The 19,997-nt window shown below is 58.3% G+C and carries 17 protein-coding genes; 12 read left to right on the plus strand and 5 right to left on the minus strand.

Annotated elements, in window-relative coordinates; translation table 11 throughout:
• Positions 1-88 precede the first annotated feature (88 nt).
• From K5K95_RS32505 to K5K95_RS32545, 9 genes are all read left to right on the plus strand, one after another.
• Positions 89-403 carry a YqjD family protein gene (locus K5K95_RS32505; protein ID WP_109633587.1) on the plus strand — a complete coding sequence of 105 codons (315 nt, stop codon included), beginning with the start codon at positions 89-91 and terminating at the stop codon, positions 401-403.
• Positions 404-405: 2 nt separating this feature from the next.
• On the plus strand, positions 406-795 hold the full coding sequence (locus K5K95_RS32510) for a phage holin family protein (protein WP_222587849.1): 390 nt from the start codon (positions 406-408) through the stop codon (positions 793-795).
• On the plus strand, positions 792-1,133 hold the full coding sequence (locus K5K95_RS32515; protein WP_222587850.1) for a hypothetical protein: 342 nt from the start codon (positions 792-794) through the stop codon (positions 1,131-1,133). Before K5K95_RS32510 ends, K5K95_RS32515 begins: the two co-directional genes overlap by 4 nt.
• 126 nt (positions 1,134-1,259) lie before the next feature.
• A complete protein-coding gene (locus K5K95_RS32520; RefSeq protein ID WP_222587851.1) occupies positions 1,260-2,423 on the plus strand; it encodes an EAL domain-containing protein in 1,164 nt (387 codons plus the stop codon).
• A 67-nt stretch (positions 2,424-2,490) separates the two neighbouring features.
• Positions 2,491-3,822 (plus strand): deoxyguanosinetriphosphate triphosphohydrolase, encoded by a 1,332-nt coding sequence (locus K5K95_RS32525; RefSeq protein WP_222587852.1) that lies wholly within the window; start codon positions 2,491-2,493, stop codon positions 3,820-3,822.
• A gap of 159 nt (positions 3,823-3,981) precedes the next feature.
• Complete coding sequence (locus K5K95_RS32530; protein WP_222587853.1) at positions 3,982-4,386, plus strand: response regulator; 405 nt, start codon at positions 3,982-3,984, stop codon at positions 4,384-4,386.
• 246 nt (positions 4,387-4,632) lie between these two features.
• The gene (locus K5K95_RS32535; protein WP_090186388.1) at positions 4,633-5,259 is read left to right on the plus strand and encodes a response regulator transcription factor; all 627 of its coding nucleotides are present in this window, start codon (positions 4,633-4,635) and stop codon (positions 5,257-5,259) included.
• Positions 5,260-5,267: 8 nt separating this feature from the next.
• Positions 5,268-8,909 carry a transporter substrate-binding domain-containing protein gene (locus K5K95_RS32540; protein WP_222587854.1) on the plus strand — a complete coding sequence of 1,214 codons (3,642 nt, stop codon included), beginning with the start codon at positions 5,268-5,270 and terminating at the stop codon, positions 8,907-8,909.
• Between the two features lie 48 nt (positions 8,910-8,957).
• Complete coding sequence (locus K5K95_RS32545) at positions 8,958-11,903, plus strand: HD domain-containing phosphohydrolase (protein ID WP_222587855.1); 2,946 nt, start codon at positions 8,958-8,960, stop codon at positions 11,901-11,903.
• On the opposite strand, the gene K5K95_RS32550 is transcribed toward K5K95_RS32545, so the two are convergent.
• Both K5K95_RS32550 and K5K95_RS32555 read right to left on the minus strand, forming a co-directional pair.
• Entirely contained in the window at positions 11,904-12,386 is a 483-nt protein-coding gene (locus K5K95_RS32550; RefSeq protein ID WP_090186394.1) for a GAF domain-containing protein, read from the minus strand. It lies immediately after the preceding gene.
• Positions 12,383-13,273, minus strand: a complete 891-nt coding sequence (locus K5K95_RS32555) for an ATP-binding protein (RefSeq protein WP_222587856.1) — start codon at positions 13,271-13,273, stop codon at positions 12,383-12,385. Before K5K95_RS32555 ends, K5K95_RS32550 begins: the two co-directional genes overlap by 4 nt.
• A gap of 168 nt (positions 13,274-13,441) precedes the next feature.
• On the opposite strand from K5K95_RS32555, the gene K5K95_RS32560 reads away from it, so the two are divergent.
• Complete coding sequence (locus tag K5K95_RS32560; protein WP_222587857.1) at positions 13,442-15,763, plus strand: response regulator; 2,322 nt, start codon at positions 13,442-13,444, stop codon at positions 15,761-15,763.
• Here the strand turns inward: K5K95_RS32560 and K5K95_RS32565 are convergent.
• The 3 genes from K5K95_RS32565 to msrB all read right to left on the minus strand — a co-directional run bounded on the left by K5K95_RS32565 (position 15,747) and on the right by msrB (position 17,189).
• Positions 15,747-16,208: a MarR family winged helix-turn-helix transcriptional regulator gene (locus K5K95_RS32565; RefSeq protein ID WP_222587858.1), complete on the minus strand. Its 462-nt coding sequence runs from the start codon at positions 16,206-16,208 to the stop codon at positions 15,747-15,749. The two genes, K5K95_RS32560 and K5K95_RS32565, sit on opposite strands and share 17 nt — an antisense overlap.
• The gene (locus tag K5K95_RS32570) at positions 16,205-16,690 is read right to left on the minus strand and encodes a glutathione peroxidase (RefSeq protein WP_222587859.1); all 486 of its coding nucleotides are present in this window, start codon (positions 16,688-16,690) and stop codon (positions 16,205-16,207) included. The genes K5K95_RS32565 and K5K95_RS32570 overlap by 4 nt, the downstream gene beginning before the upstream one ends.
• A 103-nt stretch (positions 16,691-16,793) precedes the next feature.
• A complete protein-coding gene (msrB, locus tag K5K95_RS32575; RefSeq protein ID WP_010461282.1) occupies positions 16,794-17,189 on the minus strand; it encodes a peptide-methionine (R)-S-oxide reductase MsrB in 396 nt (131 codons plus the stop codon).
• A gap of 225 nt (positions 17,190-17,414) precedes the next feature.
• Here msrB and K5K95_RS32580 point away from each other — a divergent pair, with 225 nt between their 5' ends.
• Together K5K95_RS32580 and htpX are read left to right on the plus strand one after the other, a co-directional pair.
• Positions 17,415-18,626, plus strand: a complete 1,212-nt coding sequence (locus tag K5K95_RS32580; protein WP_222590496.1) for a pyridoxal phosphate-dependent aminotransferase — start codon at positions 17,415-17,417, stop codon at positions 18,624-18,626.
• A 316-nt stretch (positions 18,627-18,942) separates the two neighbouring features.
• On the plus strand, positions 18,943-19,830 hold the full coding sequence (htpX, locus tag K5K95_RS32585) for a protease HtpX (protein WP_123409452.1): 888 nt from the start codon (positions 18,943-18,945) through the stop codon (positions 19,828-19,830).
• The last annotated feature ends 167 nt before the right edge of the window (positions 19,831-19,997 follow it).

Here is a 19,997-nt window from a genome sequence, read left to right on the forward strand (position 1 = left end):
ATAGCAAAAGTTGTACCACTCATTTGTACTGAACCTTCACACTGGGCTCATACTCGAACGTTTCAGAAGCCACTTACGGAGATCATCAATGGCCAGCATCAAAGCAAAGACTGCTCAAGAAATCCTGATGAACGATTTTCAAACACTGGTCAGCGACACCGAACGGTTGCTGGAGCACACCGCTACGCTGGCTGGCGATCAGGCCGACGAGTTGCGCAGCCAGATTCACGACAGCCTGCTGCGCGCCCGCGAAACCCTGAAGCTGACCGAAGATTCCCTGCGCGAACGCGGCCAGGCAGCCGTCACCGCTGCCGAAGACTATGTTCAAACCAATCCATGGCAATCGGTCGGGATCGCAGCGGGCGTCGGCTTCCTGATTGGCCTGCTGGCTACTCGGCGCTAATTATGGCTATCGGTGAATCCAGCTCGTCCGCGACGGGCACAAGCGCTTCATCGCGGCGCTTGGGTGCCGCTTTCCTTGGACTGTTGCACAGCCATGTCGAACTGTTCGGCATCGAGTTGCAGGAACAAAAAGCGCGCACCGTAAGCCTGCTGCTGTTCGCAGGCCTGGCGCTGGTCTTTGCCTTGCTGTTGCTGGTGGGGTTGTCGACGCTGGTGTTGATCCTGTTCTGGGACACTTACCGCTTGCCGGCGATCATCGGGCTCTGCGTGTTCTATACGCTCGCGGCGATCTTCTGTGCCATGCGCCTGAAGGCAGCCATTTTCGATGAGTCCTCACCCTTCCACGGCACCCTGGAAGAATTGGCCAACGATCGGGAGCGCCTGCTGCCATGAGCCTGCCTGAACTTCCCCATAACAGCTCCCGCACCGAAATGCGCAAGGCGTTGATCCGTCTGCGCATGGAAATGCATCGCCAGGAAATTCGCCACGAATCGGCGCAACTGCTGCTGCCCTTGCAGCGAGTACGCGGGATGACGCAAAACCTGCAGGACGGCTTCGGCATCAAGCACGCCCCGCTGTGGGGCATGGCGGCCGTGACATTGCTCGGGTTTCTGACCGGCAAAGGTGCCAAGAGCGGTGGTGTGAGCAGCCTGACTCGACTGGTTCGCCTGGGCACCTCGCTTGGGCCATTGATCAAGCTCGTCCTGCAAAACTCTCCGCGCAAAGACTGAACAGTCTTTATCTGGCTGCATTCTTGCAATACCACCGGGATTAACCTCTTTATCGAGAGGTTCAATCCTGTGTGCCTATCCGGTGAGCAGGTTTATCCAAAAACAAGACCTTACTAAGGAGGCCTCGTGATCGACGGGCAACCGCTCGCCTGCTTTCAGCCGTTCATCGATACCGCTACGGGCCGTATCGCGGGTGTCGAAGCGCTGGGTCGACTTCGACAACCCGACGGTCAACTTGCCTCGGTGGGACCGCTGTTTGCGGACCCGCGAACGCCCGCCGTTGCCCTGCGTCGTCTTGATCGCCAGATTCGCGACAACGCCCTGAGCCGCCTGCATGAAGCGCCTGCGGACTGGTTTCTGAGCCTGAACATTTCACCCCGATGGATCAACCGCTTGCGGCCGAACCAGGCGCTACCGAGCCTCAAGCAATTGGTCAGGCACGATGTCGACCCGCAACGCATCGTCTTCGAAATCACCGAGCTTGGGGGCGACATTCAGCGTCTGGCCGATGTCGTGGCCCGCTACCGACAGGCCGGCGCACGGATCGCCATCGATGACTTCGGTGCCGGCTACTCTCAGCTCGATCGCGTATTGGCCCTGCAGCCGGACATTCTCAAGCTCGACATGCGGCTGTTCCAGGCTGCGGCATTGGGCGGTCCCAGCAGTGACGTGGTGAAGGCACTGGCGCAAATGGCCGAGAAAACCGGTTGCTGGATCATCGCCGAAGGCGTGGAAACCGAAGCCCAACTGAATTTTGCCCTCGAGTGCGGCTCACGCTATGTGCAGGGTTTTCTGTTTGCCCGGGCGCAAGCGGACTTTTTCGCTTCCAATGCCTTCGTCGAGCATTTCGCACAACTGCGCCAACGCTATGTTCAACAGAAGCTGGACGAACGCAGCCGACTGAATACCATGCGCCAGCAACTCTGCGAGTTGATGGCCATTCTGCAAGTCTGGGCCCAGGCCCGTGCACCGCTGAGCGCCTTGCCACAACTGGACGCATTTCCCTGGCTGTTGCGCTTCTATCAATGCGACCGCCATGGCACGCAGCTGACGCCCAATCTGGAATGGCGCAACAACGGCTGGGAGGCCGATAACCGCTACCTGGGTCACAACTGGTCATGGCGTCCTTACTTTTATCACTTGCTGGCCGAAGGCTGGGAAGAACGGCGCCTGACACTCTCGAGCACCTACCGCGATGCCACCAGCAATCAGTACTGCCTTACCGCCGGGCAATTTTTTGACAACGGCGAGCGACTGCTGCTCATCGACATCGACGCTGCCGGGCTCTAGTTCCACTTGCGGGCACAGGCGGGAACCCCGAAGCTAGAGCATCAGTCACCTGACGGAGAGCCCAGCCTTGGATTGGCAAACCCTGCTTACCCGCGAACGCCTCGGAAAGCCGCTGCACAGCCCTGAAGAACTCGGCCGCAGCCCTTTCCACAAAGACCACGACCGCATTATTTTCTCGGGGGCTTTTCGCCGCCTCGGGCGCAAGACCCAGGTTCATCCAGTCTCCAGCAACGATCATATCCACACACGCCTGACTCACTCGCTGGAAGTCAGTTGTGTGGGTCGATCCCTGGGCATGCGAGTCGGTGAAACCATACGCGGCGCCTTGCCTGACTGGTGCGAACCGAGCGATCTGGGGATGGTGGTGCAATCGGCCTGTCTTGCCCACGACATCGGCAATCCGCCCTTCGGTCATTCCGGCGAAGACGCGATTCGTCACTGGTTCCAGCAAGCCGCAGGCCGGGGCTGGCTGGACGCCATGAGCGAGGTCGAACGTGACGACTTCCTTAATTTCGAAGGCAACGCTCAAGGTTTTCGGGTGCTCACCCAACTGGAATACCACCAGTTCGACGGCGGCACCCGACTGACCTATGCCACCCTGGGCACTTACCTGAAGTACCCATGGACGGCAAAACACGCCGACTCACTGGGCTACAAAAAACACAAGTTCGGCTGCTACCAGAGCGAGCTTGGACTGTTGGAGCAGATTGCTCAGAAACTCGGTCTTCCCCAACTGGAGGAACAGCGCTGGGCGCGACATCCGCTGGTGTACTTGATGGAAGCTGCCGATGACATCTGTTACGCGCTGATCGATCTGGAAGATGGTCTGGAGATGGATCTGCTTGAGTACGCCGAGGTCGAGTCGCTGCTCCTTGACCTGGTGGGCGACGATCTTCCGCAAACCTATCGCCAATTGGGGCCACTGGATTCGCGTCGTCGCAAATTGGCAATCCTGCGAGGCAAAGCCATCGAGCACCTGACCAATGCCGCAGCCCGGGCTTTCGTCGAGCAACAGGACGCGCTGCTGGCTGGCACGCTGACCGGCGACCTGGTGGAACACATGCACGGGCCGGCCAAACGTTGCGTCTTGAATGCCAAAGACATGGCGCGCAAAAAGATCTTCCAGGACAAGCGCAAGACACTGCATGAAATCGGCGCTTACACCACGCTGGAAATCCTGCTCAACGCGTTCTGTGGTGCGGCACTGGAACAACACAACGGCCGGACGCCGTCCTTCAAGAGCCGCCGCATCCTGGACCTGCTGGGCAACAATGCGCCTGATCCTCATGGTCCTTTACACAACTCGTTCCTGAGAATGATCGACTTCATTGCCGGCATGACCGACAGCTATGCCAGTGAAATGGCACTGGAAATGACCGGTCGCGCCAGCCACGGGTGAGAACCTTTCGATCAGCCGTCACGACTGGCGACGGCTGATCGACAGTCACCCGCACTTCAACGTCAAACGAATTGCCCTACACCCTGTACAGAGCGGACTGATCGATTGCACGGGCGAATCGCGAAATAATGGGCGCCCTCTCTGCCCGACAGATGAAGTATGAAAAATCCTGAGTTCAAAAACGATTGGCGCATCCTGCTGGTGGAAGACCATCCCTTTCAGCTCAGGGCGACCCAATATCTGCTTGAGAGTTACGGCTTCACCCAACTCACCGCCACTGACAGCGCCGAATCCGCCTTGCAGCAGATGTTCGATGCATCGCACCCCTTCGACATTCTCCTGTGCGATCAATGCCTGCCCGATCTTCCCGGCCTGGAGTTGATCGAACTGGCGAGCCAGAGGGGAATGATCAGGCAAGCGATACTGCTGAGCAGCCTGACATCCATTGAACTGGACGAACTTGAAAGAGTGGCCTGCGAACACAGACTACCGTTATTGGGCTACTTGATAAAACCATTGAAACAATCAGACTTTAGAAACTTGTTGACCTTGGCCTCACTGTAAAACCACGCCAACAAACATAGACTATATTCAACAATAACAAGACGACTAACTCAGTTCTCCAGCGACGCAGACACTTCTGCAACTCTTTCACTAGTCCTCATGCAGAACCTAGTTGATACGTAGTCTGATTCTTCTTCCTTTGTAGGATTTGTCCTATATTGCTGCTATCGCCCAGTCAGTTCATGCGCCCCCTCAACTATCTGAGCTAAGGTGCGCGCTTTATTTGAGCTCGTATGGGATCTGATTATGAACTCCGTTTTTATTGTCGACGATCACCCCGTCATCCGTCTTGCAGTCCGAATGTTGCTCGAACACGAAGGTTACAAAGTTGTCGGCGAAACGGACAACGGGGTCGACGCCATGCAGATGGTGCGTGAATGCATGCCCGACCTGGTCATTCTCGACATCAGCATTCCCAAGCTGGATGGGCTGGAAGTTCTCTCCCGATTCAACGCCATGAGTACCCCCCTTAAAACACTAGTGTTAACGGCACAATGCCCGACGCTTTTCGGTATTCGCTGCATGCAATCCGGCGCGTCAGGGTATGTTTGCAAACAAGAGGATCTCAGTGAACTGGTGAGTGCAATCAAAGCGGTACTATCAGGTTACAACTATTTCCCAAGCCAGGCCTTGAACCCGGTTCGAAGTGATGACATTCGATACGCCGACCTTGAGTTATTCAAATCAGTCAACGACCGGGAATTAATGGTATTGCAACTTTTTGCCCAAGGCCGCACCAACAAGGAAATTGCCAAGGGCATGTTCCTGAGCAACAAGACCGTCAGCACCTACAAAAAACGCCTCATGCAAAAACTCAAAGCCAAGTCGCTCGTTGAACTTATTGATATGGCAAAACGCAACGCATTAGTGTGAGAGACCGGATGCCCAGTCGTTTAAAGGATTATTTACTATTGATGACGGTGGGTTTATGCCTGAGCACCTCAGCGCCAGCCGCGCCGACCGCCAGCAAGGCCTTCACCTTGCTCAGTCGTTCAATGATCGGGAACATGGAAGTCCAACTGGATAATTCCCAACACCAATGGGTTAACAATAAGCGTGAATTGATTCTGGGCACGTCTGCCCCCGATTACCCTCCTTTCGACCTGACCGCCAGTGGCTGCGACTATGAAGGTTTTACCGCCGACTACGCGGGCATCCTGGGCCAGACCATCGGGTTACCCGTCAAGGTTCAGCGTTACGCGTCCCGGGGAGATGCGATCCAGGCACTGGAAAAAGGCGAGGTCGACCTGCTCGGTAGCGCCAACGGTTTTGAGGCTCGCAATGCCGATATTGTGCTTTCCACACCCTATGCCGTGGATCAACCGGTTCTGGTGACACGCGAAGGAGAGAGCCGATCCCTGAGCGATGGCCTGGCCGGGCTGCGCCTGAGCATGGTGTACCACTATCTACCGCTGGAAGAGGTCAAAGCTTTGTATCCGAAGGCGATCATCACCGCCTACCCCTCCTACCAGAATGCAATCAATGCGGTGGCCTTCGGCCAGGCCGATGTGTTCCTCGGCGATACGATTTCAACCCACTACATGATCAACAAGGGTTATCTGAACAACATCCGCATGGCCAACTTCGGTAAACACGAGGCCCATGGATTCAGCTTTGCCGTGCACAAAGACAACCCGCAACTGCTTGAGATCATCAACGCGATACTCAAAGCCATCCCTGCCAATGAACGGGAAAACATCGCCAAACGCTGGAGTGCCGGCAGTGACATCCTGCTCACCGATCAGAAGTTGCAGCTCACCCACCGCGAAGAGGGCTGGCTGGCGCAACATCCTGTGGTGCGCGTCGTGGTCAACGAGGCATACGCACCGCTGACTTTTTTCGACAGCGACGCCAACTTTCGAGGCGTTACCGCAGACTTGCTCGAACTGATCAGGTTGCGCACCGGTTTGCGCTTCGAGATTCATCGCAGCCGCAACGATGACGAGATGATCGAGCAGGTCAGCAGCCATCGGGCCGACCTCATCGCCGCCCTGCTGCCAAGCACGCAACGGGAAACGGAGCTGAACTTCAGCCGCCCCTATCTGCAAAACTCGATTGTCCTGCTGACGCGCAAGGCGGCTGGCAGCCCCACCACGCTGATGCAGCTGTCAGGCAAGCGCCTGGCGATTGCCCAAGGCAATCCACTGGTGAATTACCTTCGTCGCGACTTCCCCGGTATCCACCTGATAGAAACCCCGGACGCCTTCAGTGCCGTGGAAATGCTCGCCGAGGGCCAGGCTGAAGGTGCCGTGAACTCACTGGTGATCGCCAACTATTTCATCTCCTCCAGAATCTTCGAAAACACCCTCCAGATCAGCACCACCATTGGCACCCAGCAAGCCGCGTTCTCCCTGGCAACCAGACACGACGACAACGAATTGAACTCGATCCTCGACAAGGCGCTGCTGAGCATCACGCCGGAAGAACTGGGCATTATCAATAGCCGTTGGCGAGGCTACTCGTCGGTCTCGCAAACCTGGCGCAACTATCATCGAGTGTTCTATCAGATCGTTATCGGCGTCGGCGTGCTGCTACTGATTTCCGTCACCTGGAATGCTTACATGCGTCGCCAGATCCGTCAGCGCCAAGCCGCCGAACTGGCGCTGAACGATCAACTCGAATTCATGCGATCGCTGGTCAATGGCACGCCTCATCCGATCTACGTGCGTGATCGCCAAGGCCTGCTGCAAAGCTGCAACGACAGTTACCTGGAAACGTTTGGCGTGAAACGCGAAGACGTGATGGGCAAGAATGTCACGCAGGGCAGCATGAACAACACCTCCGAAGCGCGAGCGTATCAAGCGGATTACCAGCGCGTCGTGGCCGAAGGCAGGCCGCTGATTCTCGACCGGCCACTGCACATCGGTGACCGCATGCTGACGATTTATCATTGGATTCTTCCCTACCGGGACTCTACCGGCGAGGTTCAAGGCGTTATCGGCGGCTGGATCGATATCAGCGATCGACGACAACTGTTCGACGACCTGCGGGCTGCCAAAGAGCGTGCAGATGAGGCCAGCCGCGCCAAAAGTACCTTTCTGGCCACCATGAGTCATGAGATCCGCACGCCGATGAACGCGATTATCGGCATGCTTGAGCTCACCCTCAAACGCATCGATCACAACCATTGCGATCGTCCGGGCATTGAGGTGGCCTATCACTCGGCCAAAGAGTTACTGGAGCTGATCGGGGACATTCTGGACATTGCGCGAATCGAATCCGGACGTTTGAGCCTGAGCCCGGAACGCGTCAACCTGAGTGAAACGGTGATATCGGTCGTTCGTATTTTCGACGGTCTGGCGCGCCAGAAAAATCTGGTCCTGCTGCTTGACTTCGATCCTGGCAACCCGCCCTGCGACGTCCTGCTGGACCCGATGCGCTTCAAGCAGGTGCTGTCCAACCTGGTGAGCAACGCCATCAAGTTTACCGAGCAGGGTCAGATCAGGATCGTGGTCGAGTTGCATCCCACCGATGACGCCGACAGGGTCCTGCTGCAGTTACAGGTTCAGGACAGCGGGATGGGGATCAGCGAACAGGATCAACAGCGTCTGTTCGAGCCTTTTGCCCAGGCTGATCATTCGGAGCAATCGGCCAGAGGTGGTGCAGGTCTGGGCCTGGTGATCAGTCGCAACCTGTGCGAAATGATGGGCGGCAGCCTGCAATTGAGCAGCCAGAGCGGTGTTGGCACTCAGGTCCAGGTCTCGTTGCACCTTGCAACGCTACCGCCCAGACAGGCGCCCGAAGCCGCTGCCCCGCAGATCCACACCACCCAGGCTGCGTTGAACGTCCTGGTGGTCGATGATCATCCGGCCAATCGCTTGCTCATGTGCCAGCAACTGGAGTTCCTGGGGCATCGCTTCAGCGCTGCACCGGATGGCGAGGCGGGACTGCAAGCGTGGAAGGACGGAGCGTTTGACCTGGTGATTGCCGACTGCAACATGCCCCTCATGAATGGATACGAACTGGCTCGCTCCATTCGCCAACACGAACAACAAACCCTGGCCAGGCCATGCACCATTCTGGGGTTCACCGCCAACGCGCAGCTGGAGGAAATTCAGCGCTGCAAACACGCCGGGATGGACGACTGCCTGTTTAAACCACTTAGTCTGACCGCGTTGAGTCAGTGGGTCGAAGGAAGGGCACCGACGGTCCGCGATCCGGCTTTCAGCCTGGAAGGTCTGCACCTGTTGACGGGGGGCAATCCGATCCTGGACCAGCGATTGTTGTCCGAGCTACTGAACAGCAACCGCCTGGACCGGCAAGAGTTGCAAGCCTTGGCCCCTTCACAAGGCCGACAGTCATTCATCGACGTTGCCCATAAAATCAAGGGTGCCGCGCGCATCGTCCAGGCCTGCCGATTGATCGACAGCTGCGAGGCGCTCGAAACCGCCTGCCACACGGCGTTTCACCACGATGAAGTGGCTCACTGCGTCAAAGCCATGGAGCGTGCCATGCACGAACTGGAGCATGCCTTGCAACAGCAAATAGCGCAAAACGACAAAGGCAGAACGACGGAGCCTTAACTATGCTTGGACGCTGAGCAGTGTGTTAAACATCATGGAGAGACCGCAATGCCCAGCCCACTGCGCCCCGAACGTCGGTTTCCCCTGCACGTTCACATCAGTGTGATGTTCACCTTCCTGCTGTTGCTGACCGGTGTGGTGCTGGGCATTTTCCACTACGGGCAGACCACTCAGATCATTCTTTCCAGCAGCGAAAAGCTCTTCAACCGCATCGAGCAGGATGTCCGCCTGGACCTGCAAGGCACCTATGAACCCATTCGCCATTTGCTAAGCCTGCTGGTGGACTACCCGGCGACTCAGGCGCCGGATCTGGAGCAGCGCCTGGCATTGCTCAAGCCGTTCAGCCAATCGCTCAAAGACAATCCCAATCTGGCATCGTTGTATCTGGGCTACAGCAACGGCGACTTTTTCATGGTTCGGCCCCTGCGAACCACGGCCCTGAAGACAGCCTTGAAGGCGCCGGATACAGCGGCGTATCAAGTCTGGAGCATCGAACACGACGTTAACGGTGGTCAACCCCGCTCCCAATCATTGTTTTTTGATCAATCCCTGAGCCTGCTCGGCCGCCAGGACAATCCCGACGAAACCTTCGATCCGCGCACTCGGGCCTGGTTTCCCAGCGCGCGCGGCGACGAGGGCCAGATCACCACAGAACCCTACATTTTTTTCTCCACCCACAACATCGGCACCACCCTGGCCCGGCGCAGTGGCGAAGACGCAGTGATCGGTGCCGACCTGACGCTGGCCGAATTATCGGCAACCCTGGCCAAGCATGTGGTCACCCCCCATACCGAAATCGTACTGTTCGATGCCCAGGGCAACGCGATTGCCTACCCCGACAGCAGCAAACTGATCGTCGACGACCAGACCGCCCGCCTGATCAAGGCAGCCGACCTGAGCCCCGGTCTCAGTGCCCTGCTCGCCCACCCATCGACCGGCAAGCGCCTGCACGCCGCAGGCCGTCAATGGATCGTGGCGCGGAGCAGCATGCAGGAAGGCGGCCCCCAGGGACTGCAACTGGCGCTGCTGGTGCCCGAGGACGAATTGCTCGTCGATGCCTACCGCATGCGCTGGCAAGGTGCGCTGATTACCCTGACGACGTTGCTGTTGTGCCTGCCGGTGGGATGGCTGATCTCAAGAATCCTGGTCAAGCCACTGCGTGCGCTGGTGCAGGAAGCCGATGCTGTGCGCAGTTTCAATTTCAATTTTCCCGTCGGCCATCGCTCGCCGGTGCTCGAGGTCGACCAACTGAGCGTTTCGATGGCGCGGATGAAGGACACCCTGGGGAGTTTTTTCCAGATTACCGACAGCCTGAGCGCCGAGACCCGTTTCGAGCCCTTGCTGCAACGGGTGCTGTTTGAAACCGTGAAGATCGGGCAAGCCCAGGCGGGTCTCATTTACCTGCGCGAGCGTGATAGCGATCGCATGGAGCCCCATGGCCTGGTCATCAACGACACGTCACAGGCATTGCCGTCGTTCGCTGTTGAAGGTCACGACCTTCACGACCCGCGGAGCCCTCAGTGGATGCAGTCGCTGTCGAATGCCGACAATGTCGTGACCAGACTGGGTTTCGAACAGGCGGGGGATCTGCAAAAAGTCTTGCTCGCGCTGGAATGTCCCCGGGTTCACCTGATCGGCATCCGTTTGCACAATCGACACAACGAAACCGTGGGCTTGCTTATTCTGCTGTTGGCCGACAGCGGCACGCCAAGTGACCTGGACAAACTCCGCCCGGATCGCATTGCGTTTCTCCAGGCTGTTTCCGGCGCGGCGGCCGTGAGCATTGAGAGTCAGCGTCTGCAAGCCAAACAGAAACAGCTGTTGGATTCATTCATTCAATTGCTCGCTGGCGCGATCGATTCCAAAAGCCCTTACACCGGCGGTCATTGCCAGCGAGTCCCGGCACTGACGCTGATGCTCGCCCAGGCTGCCGCTGACAGCCAGGAACCGGCCTTCAGCGGCTATCAACCCACCGAAGACGAATGGGAGGCGCTGCACATTGCAGCCTGGCTGCACGACTGCGGCAAGGTCACCACACCAGAGTACGTGGTCGACAAGGCCACCAAACTGGAAACCCTGAACGACCGCATTCACGAGGTTCGTACCCGTTTCGAAGTGCTCAAGCGCGATGCCTGGATCGCCTATTGGCAGGCCATCGCTTCTGGCGGTGACGAGCAGGCTCTGGCTGAATTGCGCAATACCACACTGGCGGCGCTCGATGATGATTTCGCCTTTGTCGCCCGTTGCAATCTGGGCGGCGAGGCCATGGTCGAAGCTGATCTGCAACGCCTGCGCAGCATTGCCCAACGGACCTGGACCCGAACCCTGGATGACCGTCTGGGTGTGTCCTGGGAAGAAAATCGTCGCCAGGCACGAACCCCGGCGCCGACCTTGCCTGTCAGTGAGCCCTTGTTGGCGGACAAACCCGAGCACCTGTTCGAACGTGCCGAAAGCGAACTGATTCCACCGGACAACCCATGGGGCTTCAAACTGGATGTACCGCGTTACAAATACAACCGGGGCGAGCTCTATAACCTGAGCATCACCCGAGGCACGCTGACCCGCGAGGAGCGCTACATCATCAACCACCACATGGTGCAGACGATCCTGATGCTCAGCCACCTGCCCTTCCCTGGCCACCTCCAGAATGTCGCGGAAATAGCTGGCGGCCACCACGAGAAAATGGACGGCACCGGTTATCCCAAACAGTTGAAGCGTGAAGAAATGAGCCTGCCGGCGCGGATGATGGCGATTGCCGATATTTTCGAGGCACTGACCGCCGCCGATCGGCCCTACAAGAAGGCCAAGACCCTGAGCGAAGCGCTGGGCATCATGGCCACCATGTGCCGTGACGCCCATATCGATCCGGAGTTGTTTGGATTGTTCATCAACGCCGGCATCTATAAGCAGTACGCCGAGCGCTTCCTCGACCCGCAGCAAATCGACACGGTCGACCCTTCAAGCCTGCTGCTAAAGGCAGGCTTGAAAGGATAATCAACAATCGGTCAGACGCAGAAAAATCGCCGCCAGCTGCTCGATACCGGCCTGATCTTCAACGGTAAAACGCGCCAGCTTCGGGCTGTCCAGGTCCAGCACACCGATCAGGCGACCGTCCTTGACCAGCGGCACGACGAGTTCGCTATTGGAGGCACTGTCGCACGCGATATGCCCGGCAAATGCGTGCACGTCTTCCACACGCTGGGTCTGCAAGGTGGATGCAGCGGTTCCGCATACGCCGCGACCGAACGGAATCCGTACACAAGCGATCTGCCCCTGAAACGGTCCCAGCACCAGCTCATCGTTGCGATTGAGGTAGAAACCGGCCCAGTTCAGGTCGTCGAGCTGGTTGAACAGAAATGCCGAGAACTGCGCTGCGTTCGCGATAAAATCACGCTCATCGGCCAGCAACGACTCCAACTGCGCCCACAACATGCCGTAACCATCCAGGCCTTGGCCGCTCTTCTGTAAATCGATCATGCTTTTTGCTCCAACAACTTCAGCCCGACCCAATAGCGGGCAAATTGATACGCGCAACGTCCGTTGCGATTGCCTCGGCCCGTGGCCCAGCGCACCGCGAGGATGTCCAGTTGTTCGTCACGCTGCCACGCCAGGCCCGCTTTATCGGCCAATTGCCCGATCCAGTGTTCGACGACGTTGAGGAAATGCTCTTGAGTAAATGGATAGAACGACAGCCACAATCCAAAACGGTCCGACAGCGCGATCTTGTCTTCCACCGCCTCGCTGGGATGCAATTCGCCGTCGACCCTTTTCCAGTTTTCGTTATCGCTTTCCTTTTCCGGCACCAGGTGGCGACGGTTGGAGGTGGCGTACAGCAAAACGTTATCCGGCGCCTGTTCAAGCGAGCCGTCGAGCACGCTCTTGAGCACGCGATAGTCGCCCTCGCCCGACTCGAACGACAGGTCATCGCAAAACAACACAAAACGCTGGGGCAACCTGGCAATCTGTTCGACCACTCGCGGCAGATCCGCCAGGTGATCGCGCTCGATCTCGATCAATCGCAAGCCGGCGTGAGCGTGCTCGGCCAGCAAGGCGCGCACCAGCGACGATTTACCGGTGCCGCGCGAGCCCCACAGCAAGGCGTGGTTGGCGGGCATGCCGTCGAGGAATTGCTGGGTATTGCGCCCCAATTGTTCCACTTGGCGGTCGACACCGATCAGGTCGGACAAGCGCGTGTCGAGGCTTACTTGCAGTGGCAACAGAAAACCGCTGCGCCCCTCACGCTGCCAGCGTGCGGCCAGGCAATGCGTCCAGTCGATGGCTTGCCGAGGCGCAGGCAGCAGTGGCTCGATACGGGCCAGAACGGCATCGGCGCGTTCAAGAAAAGCATTCAATCGGGAATCCACGTCTTCTCCTCGGGCACGTTCACAGTGATGATGGCATTACAACGAAGAAACACAGCGTTCGGGGTTCGGCGCATCCCTTGTTATGCAAGGGCTCGCGAGAACATCGGTATCGATGCATGATCGACTATGCTTGAGCAGCGAAGGGAAACGGAAGTGGTTCAACACCCCATGGATATCAAGTTCACCCAGCGGCTGTCATACAAGCAAGCCAGGCTTACTGTGCTTGTCGGATTCATTCTGGGCACGCTGCTCAGCCTGCTGCAAATTGGCATCGATTATGCCAGTGAAGACGCTTCCATCAACCGCGAAATACTGTCTTTGCTGGAAATCAGCCATAACCCGGCATCGCGTATCGCTTACAACATCGACGCTGAACTCGCCCAGGAACTGACCATGGGCCTGCTGCGCTCGCCGGCGATCATCAACGCGAAACTGACCGACAACAACAATACAGTGCTGGCCAGCGTCAAACGCCCGGCCATGCAAAACAATTACCGGATGATCAGCGACTTCCTGTTCGGCGCCAACCGCCAATTTGAAGACCGCCTTTACCTCGACCACTTGCCGAACGAATCATTGGGCACCTTGCAGCTGCAAGTCGATACATACGCCTTTGGCAGCCGCTTCCTGCGCCGCGCCGAAGTGACATTGCTCAACGGTTTCGCCCGCAGCCTGATCCTGACCGGCATTTTGCTCGCATTGTTCTACGTCATGCTGACCAAGCCACTGGTGCGGGTCATCCGTGAACTCAGTGGTCGCGATCCGCGCAGCGCGGAGCCTACTTCACTGGAATGCCCGGCCGGGCACTCCAACGATGAAATTGGCGTCCTGGTCAGTGTGGCCAATCAACAGTTCGAAAACATTGCCACCGAGATTCAGCAACGACGCAACGCGGAAAATAGGCTCACCGACTATTTAGGGCAACTGGAAAACATCGTCTCGGCCCGCACCGCCGAACTCAAGGCGATCAACGCCAGGCTCAGTCAATCCAATGAGGAACTGGAAGTCGCCCGCAGCACCGCGCTGGACATGGCCGAGGCGCGTGCGGCGTTCCTGGCGAACATGAGCCATGAAATCCGCACGCCGCTCAACGGCTTGCTGGGTATGATCGCACTCTCGCTGGACGGCCCGCTCAATGCCGAGCAACAGCAACAGCTGTCCATCGCCCATGACTCGGGCAAAGTGCTGGTGGAACTGCTCAACGATATCCTCGACCTGTCGAAGTTCGATGCCGGCCAGCTCGAACTCGAACACATCCCCTTCGATCTCGGCTCGCTGATCGAAGACACCGCCAACCTGTTGTCGCAGAACGCCGCGCCCAGCGTCGAACTGACATGCCTGATCGATCCGTACTTTCCGGCGCTGGTTATGGGGGATCCGACCCGGGTCCGGCAGATCGTCAGCAACCTGTTGTCCAACGCCCTCAAGTTCACCCGCTTCGGTCGCGTCGACGTGCGTCTTTCCACGTTCGAGGACGGCGTACGCATTGAAGTATGCGACACCGGGATCGGGATCGCCCAGGATGCCCAGGTCAAGATTTTCCAACCCTTTACGCAGGCAGGTGCTGGCATCACCCGTCAGTTCGGCGGCACCGGTCTGGGTCTGGCGCTGACCTACAACCTCTGCGAAGCCATGCAGGGGCGTCTGACCATCAGCTCTGAAGCGGGCTTCGGCAGCCAGTTCTGCGCCGACCTGCCATTGCCCTCACACACCCGGGCCATGCCGCCGGTACCTTTGCCCGGCAAGGTTATCGCGATCACTGCCGCCAGCAGCGGCTTGGCCGAACTGTTGAAAAAACTGTTGCCCGGCTGGGGACTCGACTATCAACAGCGTTCCATTGATGACTCGTTGATCGGTCTGAACTGCGACGTACTGATTACTGACTGCCCCGAATGCCTGTTCCGCCTGCGCCCTACTCTGGATGCCCCGATTCTGCTGGTGACCGCCTACGGCAATTTCATGCCGAGCGAACAAGCGAGCGCCCTGGCGCCCTTGCAACAGCAGGCGCGCCCTCTGGCGCGCAATGCGCTTTACCAGACATTGCGGCGAATTTTGCAGCCGGAAACCAACCTGATCAACGGCGCCCGGGTCGCAGCACTCACCGCCCTGAAACGCGGGCGCGTCCTGTTGGTGGAAGACAACCCGGTCAATCAACTGGTGGCGAAGGGCATGCTTGGAAAGCTCGGTTGCGAGGTGGTCGTCGCCGCTCATGGCGCTGAAGCGCTGGATCAGCTCGAGCAAAGTGAATTCGACCTGGTGTTGATGGACTGCAACATGCCGGTGATGGACGGCTATGAAGCCAGTCGGCAGATCCGTCGCAGCGGGCGCTGGCCAGAATTACCCATTGTCGCCCTGACTGCCAACGCCATGTCCGAGGAACGCGAACGCTGCCGCGCAGCGGGCATGAGCGACTACCTGGCCAAGCCCTTCCGCCGGGAAGAGTTGGCCACCCTGCTCGACTTGTGGATACCGACTACGACAGTGCTTTGATTTGCCCCAACAGGTGATCCAGGCCCTCGCGCAAATCGCTCAGGCGATCCAGATCCACGCCGCTGTCACACAACAGGCGAGCCTTGAGCGGCCCGACCTGATCGCGCAATGCCTTGCCAGCTGGTGACAGGCTCAAGTGCACTTCGCGCTCATCGCGCGCCGAACGCTGGCGCTGCACCAGTTGCAGCTGCTCAAGACGCTTGAGCAGCGGCGTCAGAGTGCCGGAGTCCAGCGCCAGACGCTCACCCAGCGCCTTGACCGTCGGCTGTTCTGGAGCCGCTTCCTGCCATTCCCACAACACCAGCATCGCCAGGTACTGCGGGTAGGTCAGGCCGAGTTGATCGAGCATCGGCTTGTAGGCACGGATCACCGCCCGCGACGCAGCGTACAGCTTGAAACACAGCTGACTGTCGAGCTTGAGCGAATCGACTGACAACGTGTTCATTTGAGCAGGGCTTCGATCTCGCGGCTCAGGTCCTGCGGCTTGGTCGCGGGAGCGAAGCGCTTGACCAGCTTACCGTCCTTGCCGATCAGGAACTTGGTGAAGTTCCACTTGATGCCCTGGGAACCGAGTACGCCCGGGGCGCGCTTTTTCAGCTGCACAAAAAGCGGGTGAGCCCCGGCGCCGTTGACTTCGATCTTTTTGAACAACGGGAAACTGACACCGAAATTCAGCTCGCAGAACTCGGAGATCGCCCCTTCATTGCCCGGCTCCTGCTTGCCGAACTGATTGCACGGAAAGCCTAGGACCACCAGACCTTGATCCTTATAGGTCTGCCACAACTCTTCAAGGCCTTTGTACTGCGGAGTGAATCCGCATTTGCTGGCGGTGTTGACCACCAGCACGGCCTTGCCGGCGTAATCGGCCAGGGTCTTTTGCTCACCCGTGATAGTGGTGCAAGGGATGCTCAGCAGATTGTCGCTCATGGTCCGGACTCTGAATGAGGGAAGATGGGCTAAACATAGCGAGCAATTGAATTGTGTGCAATTTAATAATCCGATGAGCGATCAATGGATCGCTCCCGAATTCTTACTCGCGCGGCACCAGGTCCAGGCACACCGAGTTGATGCAATAACGCAGGCCGGTCGGCGGCGGGCCGTCCGGAAACACGTGGCCCAGGTGTGCATCACATTTGGCGCAGACCACTTCCGTGCGGATCATGCCGTGGCTGACGTCACGGATCTCGACCATCGCACTGTCACCGATCGGCGCGTAAAAGCTCGGCCAGCCGCAGCCGGAGTCGAACTTGGTCTTGGAGTCGAACAACGGCTCATTGCAGCAGATGCAGTGGTACACACCGTCGGTCTTGGTGTCGTTGTATTTACCGGAGAACGGACGTTCGGTGCCCTTGAGGCGGCAAACGTTGTATTGCTCCGGATCGAGCATTGCCTTCCATTCTTCCAGGGTTTTATCCAACTTTTCCATCGTCACACCTCAGCAGCTGAAAAAGCCCGATCTGTATCTTTTCCACGGATCAGGCGGCACGTATGATTGCGCCTCGTCAAACGCCAGTCTGGCAGCCACGCCACGCGCATTCAAACGGATTATGAATGCCGCGACTCAAGGCGTCAGACCTGTGTGAAGACGCAGGATTCCCAGCACGGTCGTTCATACGACGCCTGGATCGTTCATTTTCGGGAACACATCGCCATGCAGGTCAGCAAATCGAACAAGCTCGCCAACGTCTGCTACGACATTCGCGGCCCAGTGCTCAAGCACGCCAAACGCCTGGAAGAGGAAGGCCATCGCATCCTCAAGCTGAACATCGGCAACCCGGCGCCTTTTGGTTTCGAAGCGCCGGATGAAATCCTTCAGGACGTGATCCGCAATCTGCCGACCGCCCAGGGCTACAGCGATTCGAAGGGCCTGTTCAGCGCGCGCAAAGCCGTCATGCAGTATTACCAACAAAAACAGGTCGAAGGTGTCGGCATTGAAGACATCTACCTGGGCAACGGCGTTTCCGAGCTGATCGTGATGTCGATGCAGGCATTGCTGAACAATGGCGACGAAGTACTCGTGCCGGCCCCGGACTACCCGCTGTGGACCGCCGCTGTCAGCCTGTCCGGCGGCAACCCGGTGCATTACCTGTGCGACGAGCAGGCCAACTGGTGGCCGGACCTGGCTGACATCAAGGCCAAAATCACCCCGAACACCAAGGCGCTGGTGATCATCAACCCGAACAACCCGACCGGCGCGGTGTACTCCAGGGAAGTGCTGCTGGGCATGCTCGAACTGGCCCGCCAGCACAACCTGGTGGTTTTTTCCGACGAAATCTACGACAAGATCCTGTACGACGATGCGGTGCACATCTGCACCGCATCCCTGGCGCCGGACCTGTTGTGCCTGACCTTCAACGGCCTGTCCAAGTCCTATCGCGTCGCCGGATTCCGTTCCGGCTGGATCGCCATTTCCGGTCCGAAACACCACGCCCAGAGCTACATTGAGGGCATCGACATGCTGGCCAACATGCGCCTGTGTGCCAACGTGCCGAGCCAACACGCGATCCAGACCGCCCTGGGCGGTTACCAAAGCATCAACGACCTGGTGCTGCCGCAAGGTCGCCTGCTGGAACAACGCAATCGTACCTGGGAACTGCTCAACGATATTCCGGGCGTGAGCTGCGTCAAGCCGATGGGTGCGTTGTATGCGTTCCCGCGGATCGACCCGAAAGTCTGCCCGATCCACAACGATGAAAAATTCGTGCTCGACCTGCTGCTCTCCGAGAAGCTGCTGGTGGTACAAGGCACGGCGTTCAACTGGCCTTGGCCGGACCACTTCCGCGTCGTGACCCTGCCGCGGGTCGATGATCTGGACATGGCCATCGGCCGGATCGGCAACTTCCTCAAAACCTATCGCCAGTAAGCGGACTGTTACCGTGCGGCGCCTACGAATGTCGCACGGTGATTGATTCAGCAACATATCTCTGCGTCCCGCCTGACATCACCGCCGCCAACGCTGGCTCTTGCCACGTTGCGTGGCCGCGCCTAACAACGACGGGGTCCGGGACGCGAATCGGCTGACAAACACATCGCGCATCAACCTCGGAAATGCCCTGCATGCAGCTAGACTGTTGCCGTAGGACACAGTTTGAAATAGTCACCCGGTTGAATAGCCCGGTGCAGCACCTTATATACCCCGCAGTACGCTACATCTTTAGCATGAGGAGATTTCTACAACCATGATGCGCATCCTGCTGTTTTTGGCCACTAACCTGGCGGTCGTGCTGATTGCCAGCATCACCCTGAGCCTTTTCGGCTTCAACGGGTTCATGGCGGCCAACGGGGTTGATCTCAACCTCAATCAGCTGCTGATTTTCTGTGCGGTCTTTGGTTTCGCAGGCTCGTTGTTCTCGCTGTTCATCTCCAAGTGGATGGCGAAGATGAGCACCAGCACCCAAATCATCAGCCAGCCACGCACCCGTCATGAACAATGGCTGCTGCAGACCGTCGAGCAACTGTCCCGCGAAGCCGGGATCAAGATGCCCGAAGTCGGGATTTTCCCGGCGTACGAGGCGAACGCGTTCGCCACGGGCTGGAACAAGAACGACGCACTGGTCGCGGTCAGCCAGGGCTTGCTCGAGCGATTCTCGCCGGATGAAGTGAAGGCGGTTCTGGCCCACGAAATCGGCCACGTGGCCAATGGCGACATGGTGACCCTGGCATTGATCCAGGGCGTGGTGAACACCTTCGTGATGTTCTTCGCCCGGATCATCGGCAACTTCGTCGACAAGGTGATTTTCAAGAACGAAGAAGGCCAGGGCATCGCTTATTACGTGGCGACCATCTTCGCCGAACTGGTCCTGGGCATTCTGGCTAGCTCGATCGTCATGTGGTTCTCGCGCAAACGTGAATTCCGTGCTGACGAAGCCGGCGCACGGCTGGCCGGTACCGGCGCAATGATCGGGGCCCTGCAGCGCCTGCGGGCCGAACAAGGTCTGCCGGTGCACATGCCGGACACCTTGAACGCCTTTGGCATCAATGGTGGCATCAAGCAAGGGTTCGCCCGCATGTTCATGAGCCACCCGCCGCTGGAAGAGCGTATCGACGCGTTGCGTCGTCGGGGCTGATCGGTTCCGCACCAATAGAAAAGGCCCGCAGCGATGCGGGCCTTTTTTTGTCTGATGATGAGTGTGGCGCTCTTCTGGGCGCCTTCGCGAGCAAGCCCGCTCCCACAGTTGACCGAGTCGTTTAAACGGGCACGGTCTAATGGGGCTTGCGAGCGAAGGGGCTACAA

The organism is Pseudomonas sp. DR48 (assembly GCF_019823085.1).
In the GTDB taxonomy this organism is placed as follows: Bacteria; Pseudomonadota; Gammaproteobacteria; order Pseudomonadales; family Pseudomonadaceae; genus Aquipseudomonas.